Here is a 9739-nt window from a genome sequence, read left to right on the forward strand (position 1 = left end):
CGACTTTTAGACTTGAGCCATTTTATACGAAAGTATGAGATTTGGATTTTTTGTGTTTATATACCTACCTCATACTTTCTTTTAAAAACCTCTACAACACTTTGTCTGGTAGCCTTCAAAATCAAAAGGCACTATGATAACAATTACAATTTCAAAATCAGAATTATTAAGCCGGCTACAGTCGGTAAGTAAAATCATTTCCTCGAAGAACACGCTTCCTATCATGGACAATGTTCACTTGGAAATTCAAGATGGTTCGGTTAAGATCTCGGCAGCCGATACCGAAGGTCGGATAAACACTTTCATCGATGGCATTTTAACCGAAAACACTATTTCCATTTGTATTGAGCCAAAATTACTGATTGAGGCCCTAAAGACATTACCGGAACAGCCTATCACGATTTCCATTGATGAAAAGTTAGCTGTCACTGTCAAGTACAAAGGCGGTAAGTTTGAACTAGCCGGGCTATCACCACAAGAATTTCCCAAAGAAAAAGATGTTGCCAATGCAACAAGAATTTCAATACCTTCTAAGGTCTTACTAAATGGCATTGAAAAAACGATCTTCTGTGCATCTACCGATGATCTTCTCCCCATAATGACCTCTGTCTATCTAGATATTGTAGAAGGACAAATCAGCTTTGTAGCTTCCGACGGTCATAAGCTTGCTTTGTTAGAACTTCGGGACGAATCAATGACAGAGCAAATAAGCTTTGCCCTTCCTCTTAAAATCGCAACCATTTTAAAAGGCTTAATCAAGCCAACCGATGAATTAATAAACATATTCGTCAATAATAATTCAGTCCGACTAGAATATGGATCGGAGAGTATAATTGCGACCTTACAAGAAGGTAACTATCCTAATTATCGTTCTGTTCTCCCGCAGAATAATGATAAAATATTATCTATTGGTAAAGCAGACCTTAACGGAGCCATCAAGCGGGTATCTGTATTTGCTAATCAAGCCAGTAGTTTGGTTAAACTCGAACTATCGAAAGATCTGATCAAACTATCTTAAAAGTTGTAGAATTAATGAAAGTCTGTGATTATTCCTCCATGACAAATCTTTACTCACATACTTGTCGGTTAAATGACCTTTCAACCAGAAGAAAGTTCATAGACCTTGGAATTTATCTTCAATCAAAAGGACAATCAGAGCGTGATGATATTTTAGACATTTCTTCTTATGCGGGTCAGTTTTTAGAGAATATCTATTCATTTTCAGAAAATAATATTTCATCGATAAAAGATGCAGTTAAGTCTGTTTACAAAATAGTTGAAGATAATAAATCATCAAAGACTGTTTTGACCGGATCGCCAACCGGTTTTCAAAAGATAGACAAAAAGACCGGAGGTCTACAAAAATCGGATTTGATTATTATTGCTGCAGAAACATCACAAGGGAAAACATCTTTGGCTTTATCCATATTGAATAATACCGTAAAGCATGGGACAAAAGTGTCAGTTTATTCTCTGGAAATGAAAAAAGAGCAATTGGCTGCACGGTTAATGTCCATGGAAAGCGGTATCTCATCAAGTCAAATTCTCTATAGCCCTTTGGATGATTGGCAGTTTGAGCGGCTCGATAAATCAATAAACGGATTATACAATTCATCCATTTTATTCGACGATAGAAGTACCTCAAACATTGATACGATAATAAATTCTATTCGGGCAATGGTTTCAAAATACCAAATTGACGGTGTTGTAATCGACTATTTGCAGATCCTTAGTGTGAACATGAAAGGTAGTAATAAAGAACAGCAAATGGCTGATGTGGCAAGACGATTGAAGAATTTGGCCAAAGAACTGGATATATGGATTATTGCCTTATCACAGCTGAACAGGGATAGCCAAAACCCGGCTCCATCGTTAAACCGACTTCGGGATAGCGGACAAATAGCTGAGGCTGCTGATGTCGTGATTTTTGTATACACATTTCACAAAGATATGATCGTTGGCTCGATTATGCAGTATACCATTGCTCACATCATGGGATGAATGAAGAGGCTGTCGATGTATTGAATGAAGTTCTGGCGATGCTTATAGAGAAATGCGGGACCAATGAGCCTTATGTCCTGCAACTGTACGAAAGCAAGAAGGGACAATACCGGGAACTCGATTTCTTTGTTTTGCAGATGATAAAATTAAACATTCAGTCCCCGACATCACCATATAAGCATAAATATCGATCATTATCGGTAGATGCAATGTTGACTTTCAAAGGTTAGATCTGATCGATGAGGAAGATGCGGAACAGGACAGATCAGGAGATATACTACTAAAAATGCAACAAGTAAGAAGTATATTCAATAGTCTGCAACTATCGAAGAGAGCAAAGCGAGTGTTTTCATGGAAGTTTTTCGAGGGTAACAGCTTCTCGGAATGGGAAGGACAAGAGGACAAAAAAGACATGTATGATATTTACAACGGAGTACTCGAATTAATCAAAAACAAGTTAGGAGGTAGAGAATTGTTTTGATATATTTACAGAAAAAAAATATCTATCATGCTACAACCAAATGAATTAAGAGTAGGAAATATAGTGACCCATGACGATTATTCTTCTGAATTATTTATAGTTAAATCAATATACGAAGAAGAACAAGAGGGGGAAGAAGTTTATATAATTGATACCTTAGGCGGCAAAAATGAGGTATGGGGTAATCCCTTAGAACTAATTAATCCTATTCCACTTACTGATGAAATCCTTTTGAAGTGTGGGTTTGAAAGAAGTAAAAGCGTTTACTCTACTTTTGTTATGAAAGTGGAAGCTTATCCTTTGTCCTCTAATTTAACATTATATGTTTATCTCAATGAAAGCCCCTCTGCTACTCAAATAAGAATGATACAGGGACAAAACAGAAATGGTAATATACTAAGTATTAATTCTGTTCACCAACTCCAAAATCTATATTTCGCATTAACAGGAAAAGAATTGGATGTAAAACTGTGATCTCTTTTCGTCTTTTATATTTTACCGATAAAAGGCATGTCGGAATTAAAGTTTGATCCTAAGAACTACCGTATACACGGAGAGAAGAACAAAAGACTAATACAAAAGAGTCTTGTCGATTGTGGAGCCGGGCGTTCGATACTTGTTGAGAAAGAAGATTGCATCATTGCCGGTAACGGAGTGTATGAACAGGCACAAGAATTAGGTTTGAAAGTTCGTATTATTGAATCAGACGGTAACTGAACTAATAGCAATCAAAAGAACAGACCTCAAGACAGAGGATGCAAGACGCAAAGCGTTGGCTCTTGCCGATAATTATACGAGTGACACATCGGTCTTTGACATAGAAGCAGTAATGGAAGATTTTACACCTGATGAGCTTGATCTCTGGGAGTTCAGTATTGATGTTTCGACTTTGGATATAGGCAGTGAATCGACAGAGAATAAAGCAACATCCGATGATGTATACACGAATAAGATCATAACACCGGAGTATCTTCCTAAGAATGAGAAGCCGGCTATATCTGATCTTTTCGACATGGAGAAATACAATGAGCTTATCTCAAAAATCGAGATATCAAATATCAGTCCTAAAGATAAGCAGTTCTTAATATGTGCAGCATCAAGGCACATCGTCTTTAACTATGAAAAGATTGCTGACTATTATGCTCATTCGGAAAAAAACGTTCAAGAGTTAATGGAAGATTCAGCGCTGGTTATAATTGATTTCGATTCTGCCATAACAAAAGGATTTGTGAAGTTATCTCAAGCTATTGACGAACAATACGACGTAGACCATGAAGAATAAAGATTTTGCTGTATTTATATTAACTCATGGACGCCCGCTTAAAGTTCATACGTATCACTCTTTGTTGAAACATGGTTACACTGGTGATATTTATATTATTATTGACAATGAAGATATTCAAGCAGAAGCTTACAAGCAGGCGTATGGCGATAAGGTGATTGTATTTGATAAAAAAGCTGTATCTGACACTTTTGATGAAGGAGATAATTTCGAAGATAGGCGTGCAATTGTATATGCCAGGAATGCAAGCTTCGATATCGCAAATAAACTAGGAATAAAATACTTTATGCAATATGATGATGATTATACGGCATTCTCTTATCGATTTACATCCGATGGGGAATATCTTCATCGCCCTATAAAGAATCTTGATGTGATCTATGATGCTATGATCGATTATTATAAGTCTATCAGCGTTAAGAGTATTGCAATGGCCCAGAGTGGCGATTTCTTAGGAGGAGAGAATGGTTCCTATGGAAAAGGTAAAAAGATATTCCGTAAGTGTATGAATACTTTCCTTTGTTCAACTGATAGGCCCTTTCAATTTGTGCGAAGAATCAATGAGGATGTGAATACTTATACAAATGTTCAAAGTAGGGGCAATGTATTTCTCACATTCTCTAACATAGCTATAAACCAGCTAACAACTCAATCAAACTCCGGAGGAATGACTTAGCTTTATCTTGATTCAGGAACTTATTTAAAAAGCTTCTATACTGTTATGTATTCACCGTCTTGCTGTAAGATTGTGCCAATGGGAGAAACACACAGGAGGTTACACCATCGTATTACGTGGAAAAATGCAGTTCCCGTTATCCTAAACGAATCATATAAGAAAAAATAATAATAACTTTGGCGGAAAATAAAACGATCCGTCATGAAAATATCTGCATTTATGATATATAAAGAAGTACTCGAAAAGAGATTAGCACGAAAAAAAGAGCAGCTAGTGGATATTGAACGAAAAATAAATGACGGCAATGATATTGCCACAGCTCAGGATAAACGAAAATACATTGAGTTAAAAGCCGTAGTCAATGAATTAGAAAATTGCATCGACATGGCCGAATCAATGGCAAAAATGGAGGGGTAATTGCAGTTTAAATGTTAAACAACAGAATATGGAAACTTTATTAGGATGTTTATTCTTTATTTTTTCTGGTATTGTATTACTTCTATTGTCCATCTATTTTTATAAGAAATCAAAGGATAGTATAAAATGGTGTAAAACAAAAGGACACATATCTAATGCTTATCTGGATAAATTTAAAGACAGCAATTCAACTTCATATAGAGTTCAGGTTGAATATTCATATACGGTTGCTGATAAAGTTTATAATTCAAAAAGAAAATATTATGGTGACCATCTTTTGAGTTCCTTCTTGGGGAGTACTAAAAAACTTGTTGATAAATATAAGATAGGAGATACGATTGATGTATATTATAATCCCGAAAATCCAAAAGACGCTGTCTTAGAACAAGGAGTACATTTTTCTGTAATAGAGTTTTTTATTGCATCTTTAGTGTGTTTTTCAATTGGAGGTGTATTTATAGAAAGATTTTATCTATAGTCATTAGATTATAAATATTGTAAGAGGAGTTACTTAAAAAAAGTAGCTCCTCTTTATATTTTAGGGTAAAGCAATTACTCTATGGCAAAGTATAATTAAAAGATAGTTAATCGTATCTGTGACCTCATAAGCAAGGACAGTTATACCATTGCTGAGATATGCCAGGCAGTCAATATATCCGAACGGACTTACTACGATTGGATGTCTAAAAATGCAGATTTTGCAGATGCTATAAAAAAGGCTCAAGATAAATTAACTCAAGACCTGCTTATAGAGTGCAACCGTTCGTTAGTGAAGCTTATTAAAGGCTATACAATACAAGGGAAGAAAACAGTCACAGCTAATACAGTGAATGTATTTGTCAACTGAACGCCTGCTGTACCTCCAAGTGCAAAAGGCTTGAGATATCCGTTCCCGTCCTTACCAACCTTCGTTTTACCATCAACTACTACAGACGATACAATCTTATATTCGGCATCTTTAGGTAGTTCAAGTTTTATCTTACTGAAATCATCGAAAAGTCCGTATGCAGAAGGGCTATATTGCACTAAGCTACCTGCCTTTACTCCTTTATAGATCTGAACACCTATCAGGTTGTTTGCCCCTGTTGGTGCTGCATTGGTGTTGAACTTGTACGTAATCGACACGGGTAGGGGATCATTGCCTCTATCGCCGCAAGCAATAAGTGAAGGAAAACAAAGTAAAATAAGTAATAGTTTATTCATTATTAGATAGGAATTAATTTTTAACAAATATAGTAATATTTCTAAAATATAATTAAGTTCTACGCTTTAGTAAGTATTTCTCGGGAAAACTTGCTTCAACTTATATTTTAGAATAGAGGTCGTTTGGAAGCCACCTTACAAGAAATAATTACAGCTCTATCTGAGTCTTTGCCCGGCTTGCAAAATACGGGGTGAAGAAAAGATAGGGTTGTTTTAATTTTATGAGTCATGGTAGTATTGATTAGAATTAGAGAAAATGAGAAAGGCGAAAAAGTAGTTTCTGCAAGAGAGTTGCATGAATTTTTAGAAAGTAAACAGGAGTTCACTAATTGGATGAAAGGACGTATTATTAAATATGGCTTTATTGAAAATGTAGATTTCGTTTGCTTGACAAATTTATCAGGCGAAGGAAGGGGCGGCCACAACAGAGTTGAATACATTCTAACGCTTGGTTGTGCAAAAGAACTATCGATGTTAGAGGCAAACAAAAAAGGACAGATAGCTCGAAGGTACTTTATTGCCTGTGAGAAGAAATTGAAAGAAATAATTGAGAAACAAGTTCATCAAGCCAATGAACATCATAGACTGCGTTATAAGAAATCGATTCGACTAAAAGAGGTTGATAGAGAAATCAATGAATTACTGCGTGAGAGAAAACACCTAGTTAAAGAAATTAACAACATAGATCGAACAAGTCTTATATTCTTTGATTTATTTGAAGATACAAAAGATAACCTATATTTTTTGGGGGGGCCAAATAAGAAAATAAGCTAAATGAAATTATCAGAATAGAAAAAGGCAACCGTCAGATTGCCTTTTGTTGAATCTATATGACTCTATTAATCAATTTATACCTAAAATCTTAGCTACTTTATCCATTTCATTTATTTTTTGAGGTTTGGATTTTGTATTAGAATATGGCATATATATAGTCATCCAGTAGCTTGTATTATATAAACTCGCCCCGATTAGCATTGTAGCTTTCTCTAATTTCAATGCATTAACAAATATAAGAGTATAGTCTTCCTCCATTGAAGTACCATAAACATACCGTTCAGCAAGATAAGTTCCTAATTCAGAGCTGTAAGCTGTTTTCACAATAACACCTACTGATTTTAATTTATTGTTGGAATCAAACAAATATGCTATTTGCGGAGCTTTTGTTGAGAAGTTGTCATAACTCATACCATCTGAGGTCTCTTTATTTGGCGTACCTAGCTTTTTAATCAAATCGACTTTTGATATACCAAATTCCAAATTTGGATCAGGATACATCGTGCTTTCAGGGTTGATCGTTACTTTGAACTTCTTGGTATCGTTGCCATCTGTCAGGACAATATTTGTTTCGCCGATTCTGCCAGCTGTCACCAATCCGGATTCAGACACAGTAGCATGATATTCATTCTCGGATACGTAGCTTATTTTGTAGCTTGAGGTTGCATTTATTTGGTAAGTGTTGCCATGCTTTAATGTTTTATTAGTTTCCTTTAAAGAGATCGCATCATCCTCTTCCGAACCACACGAAACAAAAACGATCGGCAAAACTAACAATAATAAGAATAAATTCTTCATAGTTAAGTGAATGTTAAATTAATGAATTTTCACAAATCTAAGAATTATTATTTAACATTTTCTATTTCAGCCAACAATTTTTTTATGTCTTCTATAGAATTTATTTCGTAAGACTTGTTATCAATCTTTATAATTCCACTTATACCTTTTGGTTCAAACAACTCAGTTATATTAACATCCAATGCATTAGCGATATTATCTAGCGTGGATATTGTAGGATTGCCTTTTTCACTTAAAGATTTTGATAATCCAACTTCTGTAATATTGAGTCTGTCGGCTAAGTCTTTTTGTGTAATACCCTTCTCTCTCAATATGTCCTTAACTCTTAGTTTAATCATATATAAATTGTTATTTAGATTTATAATTAAACTACAAATATATTGAAAACTACATAATAAAACTATATATATAATTATTTAATATTTATTAACTAAATAAACATATGTGGCATTAAATATATAGTTATATTTGTATTGTAATTATAAAACTAAAGTTTAATTGATTGTGGCACGTTACAACAAATCCAAAATAATGAAAGAAGCTCACTACTGGAAAAAAATATTGGGCTATACAATGAGTGAATCTATGAAGATGGCTTGGAGAAATGCAAAATCAGTTGTGAGGAGAAACGAAGAAGCAAAAGTGAAAAATGAAGGTATGCAGAGAGAGCAAAAAATACAAAAAGATGTGATATGTCGCACTTGGCTAATACGCTTACTTATTATTATTGATCAAACGGATATAAAGCAGATTAAGCCATGCAAAAAGAATTGTCATTTACCGAACTCGATCAGTTTACTACCGATCACCTGCAAGCTATGCTAGAAAAGAACAGGCTATCGAATGAGAACCACAAGCGTATAGCTTACGAAATACGAATCAGAAGTCTAGAGCTTCCCGAAGAATTGAAATTAAATAACAATTAAATATATGCAGATATGAAAAACTTAGATTTAGACAAGATCAAACAAGAATCTGTTCACACTGGATTATTAGAGGTCATTGTGTATCTCCATCAATCTTACAATAAGATAAATGCCTTAATGAAAGATGAAGATATGAATGGTTGGTCAAAACAATTAAGGCTATTAGGGGATATGTCCGACACTCTCTGCGATTTCACGACAGACCTCAGCGAGATGATAGGGTTATTATTTGCTGCAAAATCAGACGAATCTATAAATAAGCAATTGAAAATTTAATCATGGAAACAAAATTCAACACACCGGAAGAAGAAAGAGCTTATAAGCTTGGACAAATTGATGGTATGCTTATATGCATACAGAACACCATTAAAAATTTGAAGCTTCAATACGAAAAAATATACGAGAAGCGGCTTAAGTTAAAATAATTAAGCGAATTTATAAGAAACTTGCCATAAAGCGTATGGTTTCGGAGACTATCTCATTGTCCTAAATCAATATATTTGTTAAGCAAAGTTATCTATAAAAATGATTTCGATTTATATATTAAGGTAGAATATTCTGAAATCAACTTCGTGGTAGTCGTTGGTTGCGAAAAATATAAGAAGTCATTAATTGATTAGTTGCAGACTACCACTCTAGGCAACTTTTCGATTGGTGACTTTTCTTTTGTCAGACAAATTAAAGGTTAATATATAAACTAATGATTTAATTAAATATGGATTCAAATTTGGTATTCAAAAGCGACAAAGGCAATCCTGTAACAACAAGTTTATTGGTAGCCGAGAAGTTCGAAAAAGATCATAAGAATGTAATGCGGGATATTGNNCTGATAACCTTATAAAATATGTGCTCAATTTTGAGCAGATGTTCTATGAATCCTCATACTTAGATTCTTATGACAGATCACAGCGGATGTATATAATGAACCGCGACGGATTTACTCTATTAGCGATGGGCTTCACTGGTAAGAAAGCAATGAACTTTAAATTGGAGTATATTCAGCTGTTCAATAAGATGGAACAATCCTTGAAGCATCTTGACTTTTCTAACCCCGACACCGTTTTGATGCTTGCTCAAAACTGAAAAGAGGAGCAGCAAAAACGCATTGAAGCTGAGAAAAGAGCAGCTATAATGCAGCCCAAAGCGGATTTTGTTGATCGTGCAGTGGATATGGGACATCT

The 9739-nt window shown here is 34.6% G+C and carries 19 protein-coding genes; 16 read left to right on the forward strand and 3 right to left on the reverse strand.

Features of this window, described 5'->3' with window-relative positions:
• Positions 1–133 precede the first annotated feature (133 nt).
• From dnaN to B3P17_RS15870, 11 genes are all read left to right on the forward strand, one after another.
• Positions 134–1018, forward strand: a complete 885-nt coding sequence (dnaN, locus tag B3P17_RS05010; protein ID WP_291104035.1) for a DNA polymerase III subunit beta — start codon at positions 134–136, stop codon at positions 1016–1018.
• Positions 1019–1032: 14 nt separating this feature from the next.
• Positions 1033–2001 (forward strand): replicative DNA helicase, encoded by a 969-nt coding sequence (locus B3P17_RS05015; protein ID WP_291104038.1) that lies wholly within the window; start codon positions 1033–1035, stop codon positions 1999–2001.
• Positions 1998–2231 carry a hypothetical protein gene (locus B3P17_RS05020; RefSeq protein WP_291104041.1) on the forward strand — a complete coding sequence of 78 codons (234 nt, stop codon included), beginning with the start codon at positions 1998–2000 and terminating at the stop codon, positions 2229–2231. The genes B3P17_RS05015 and B3P17_RS05020 overlap by 4 nt, the downstream gene beginning before the upstream one ends.
• 56 nt (positions 2232–2287) lie before the next feature.
• Positions 2288–2482: a hypothetical protein gene (locus B3P17_RS05025; RefSeq protein WP_291104043.1), complete on the forward strand. Its 195-nt coding sequence runs from the start codon at positions 2288–2290 to the stop codon at positions 2480–2482.
• 27 nt (positions 2483–2509) lie between these two features.
• Positions 2510–2956, forward strand: a complete 447-nt coding sequence (locus B3P17_RS05030) for a hypothetical protein (protein WP_291104046.1) — start codon at positions 2510–2512, stop codon at positions 2954–2956.
• A gap of 36 nt (positions 2957–2992) precedes the next feature.
• Positions 2993–3199, forward strand: a complete 207-nt coding sequence (locus B3P17_RS05035) for a hypothetical protein (RefSeq protein WP_291104049.1) — start codon at positions 2993–2995, stop codon at positions 3197–3199.
• A complete protein-coding gene (locus B3P17_RS05040; RefSeq protein ID WP_291104052.1) occupies positions 3180–3764 on the forward strand; it encodes a hypothetical protein in 585 nt (194 codons plus the stop codon). The genes B3P17_RS05035 and B3P17_RS05040 overlap by 20 nt, the downstream gene beginning before the upstream one ends.
• Positions 3754–4440 (forward strand): hypothetical protein, encoded by a 687-nt coding sequence (locus tag B3P17_RS05045; protein ID WP_291104054.1) that lies wholly within the window; start codon positions 3754–3756, stop codon positions 4438–4440. Before B3P17_RS05040 ends, B3P17_RS05045 begins: the two co-directional genes overlap by 11 nt.
• A gap of 201 nt (positions 4441–4641) precedes the next feature.
• Entirely contained in the window at positions 4642–4857 is a 216-nt protein-coding gene (locus B3P17_RS05050) for a hypothetical protein (RefSeq protein WP_291104057.1), read from the forward strand.
• 28 nt (positions 4858–4885) lie between these two features.
• Positions 4886–5335: a DUF3592 domain-containing protein gene (locus B3P17_RS05055; RefSeq protein ID WP_291104060.1), complete on the forward strand. Its 450-nt coding sequence runs from the start codon at positions 4886–4888 to the stop codon at positions 5333–5335.
• Positions 5336–5449: 114 nt separating this feature from the next.
• Positions 5450–5704, forward strand: a complete 255-nt coding sequence (locus tag B3P17_RS15870) for a phBC6A51 family helix-turn-helix protein (RefSeq protein ID WP_407933636.1) — start codon at positions 5450–5452, stop codon at positions 5702–5704.
• On the opposite strand, the gene B3P17_RS05060 is transcribed toward B3P17_RS15870, so the two are convergent.
• Positions 5644–6060, reverse strand: coding sequence for a hypothetical protein (locus B3P17_RS05060; protein ID WP_291104063.1), 417 nt, complete (start codon positions 6058–6060; stop codon positions 5644–5646). The genes B3P17_RS15870 and B3P17_RS05060 overlap by 61 nt on opposite strands.
• A gap of 228 nt (positions 6061–6288) precedes the next feature.
• On the opposite strand from B3P17_RS05060, the gene B3P17_RS05065 reads away from it, so the two are divergent.
• Positions 6289–6834 (forward strand): antA/AntB antirepressor family protein, encoded by a 546-nt coding sequence (locus B3P17_RS05065; RefSeq protein ID WP_291104066.1) that lies wholly within the window; start codon positions 6289–6291, stop codon positions 6832–6834.
• Positions 6835–6903: 69 nt separating this feature from the next.
• Here the strand turns inward: B3P17_RS05065 and B3P17_RS05070 are convergent, their stop codons facing one another.
• Entirely contained in the window at positions 6904–7632 is a 729-nt protein-coding gene (locus B3P17_RS05070) for an Ig-like domain-containing protein (protein WP_291104069.1), read from the reverse strand.
• A gap of 47 nt (positions 7633–7679) precedes the next feature.
• A complete protein-coding gene (locus B3P17_RS05075; protein WP_252639321.1) occupies positions 7680–7970 on the reverse strand; it encodes a helix-turn-helix domain-containing protein in 291 nt (96 codons plus the stop codon).
• Between the two features lie 420 nt (positions 7971–8390).
• Here B3P17_RS05075 and B3P17_RS05080 point away from each other — a divergent pair, with 420 nt between their 5' ends.
• The 4 genes from B3P17_RS05080 to B3P17_RS05095 all read left to right on the forward strand — a co-directional run bounded on the left by B3P17_RS05080 (position 8391) and on the right by B3P17_RS05095 (position 9641).
• Complete coding sequence (locus B3P17_RS05080; protein WP_252639322.1) at positions 8391–8558, forward strand: hypothetical protein; 168 nt, start codon at positions 8391–8393, stop codon at positions 8556–8558.
• A 12-nt stretch (positions 8559–8570) separates the two neighbouring features.
• Entirely contained in the window at positions 8571–8834 is a 264-nt protein-coding gene (locus tag B3P17_RS05085) for a hypothetical protein (RefSeq protein ID WP_252639323.1), read from the forward strand.
• A gap of 2 nt (positions 8835–8836) precedes the next feature.
• A complete protein-coding gene (locus tag B3P17_RS05090) occupies positions 8837–8983 on the forward strand; it encodes a hypothetical protein (RefSeq protein ID WP_252639324.1) in 147 nt (48 codons plus the stop codon).
• Positions 8984–9404: 421 nt separating this feature from the next.
• Positions 9405–9641, forward strand: a complete 237-nt coding sequence (locus B3P17_RS05095; protein WP_291104075.1) for a Rha family transcriptional regulator — start codon at positions 9405–9407, stop codon at positions 9639–9641.
• Positions 9642–9739 lie beyond the last annotated feature (98 nt).

The sequence above is a fragment of the Dysgonomonas sp. UBA7630 genome, from assembly GCF_002483985.1.
Lineage (GTDB): Bacteria > Bacteroidota > Bacteroidia > Bacteroidales > Dysgonomonadaceae > Dysgonomonas.

Bases quoted from the DNA above. Each gene is read 5' to 3' on its own strand.
- dnaN (WP_291104035.1), top strand. From the start codon at position 134: ATGATAACAATTACAATTTCAAAATCAGAATTATTAAGCCGGCTACAG.
- B3P17_RS05015 (WP_291104038.1), top strand. From the start codon at position 1,033: ATGAAAGTCTGTGATTATTCCTCCATGACAAATCTTTACTCACATACT.
- B3P17_RS05020 (WP_291104041.1), top strand. From the start codon at position 1,998: ATGAATGAAGAGGCTGTCGATGTATTGAATGAAGTTCTGGCGATGCTT.
- B3P17_RS05025 (WP_291104043.1), top strand. From the start codon at position 2,288: ATGCAACAAGTAAGAAGTATATTCAATAGTCTGCAACTATCGAAGAGA.
- B3P17_RS05030 (WP_291104046.1), top strand. From the start codon at position 2,510: ATGCTACAACCAAATGAATTAAGAGTAGGAAATATAGTGACCCATGAC.
- B3P17_RS05035 (WP_291104049.1), top strand. From the start codon at position 2,993: ATGTCGGAATTAAAGTTTGATCCTAAGAACTACCGTATACACGGAGAG.
- B3P17_RS05045 (WP_291104054.1), top strand. From the start codon at position 3,754: ATGAAGAATAAAGATTTTGCTGTATTTATATTAACTCATGGACGCCCG.
- B3P17_RS05050 (WP_291104057.1), top strand. From the start codon at position 4,642: ATGAAAATATCTGCATTTATGATATATAAAGAAGTACTCGAAAAGAGA.
- B3P17_RS05055 (WP_291104060.1), top strand. From the start codon at position 4,886: ATGGAAACTTTATTAGGATGTTTATTCTTTATTTTTTCTGGTATTGTA.
- B3P17_RS05060 (WP_291104063.1), bottom strand. From the start codon at position 6,060: ATGAATAAACTATTACTTATTTTACTTTGTTTTCCTTCACTTATTGCT.
- B3P17_RS05065 (WP_291104066.1), top strand. From the start codon at position 6,289: ATGGTAGTATTGATTAGAATTAGAGAAAATGAGAAAGGCGAAAAAGTA.
- B3P17_RS05070 (WP_291104069.1), bottom strand. From the start codon at position 7,632: ATGAAGAATTTATTCTTATTATTGTTAGTTTTGCCGATCGTTTTTGTT.
- B3P17_RS05075 (WP_252639321.1), bottom strand. From the start codon at position 7,970: ATGATTAAACTAAGAGTTAAGGACATATTGAGAGAGAAGGGTATTACA.
- B3P17_RS05080 (WP_252639322.1), top strand. From the start codon at position 8,391: ATGCAAAAAGAATTGTCATTTACCGAACTCGATCAGTTTACTACCGAT.
- B3P17_RS05085 (WP_252639323.1), top strand. From the start codon at position 8,571: ATGAAAAACTTAGATTTAGACAAGATCAAACAAGAATCTGTTCACACT.
- B3P17_RS05090 (WP_252639324.1), top strand. From the start codon at position 8,837: ATGGAAACAAAATTCAACACACCGGAAGAAGAAAGAGCTTATAAGCTT.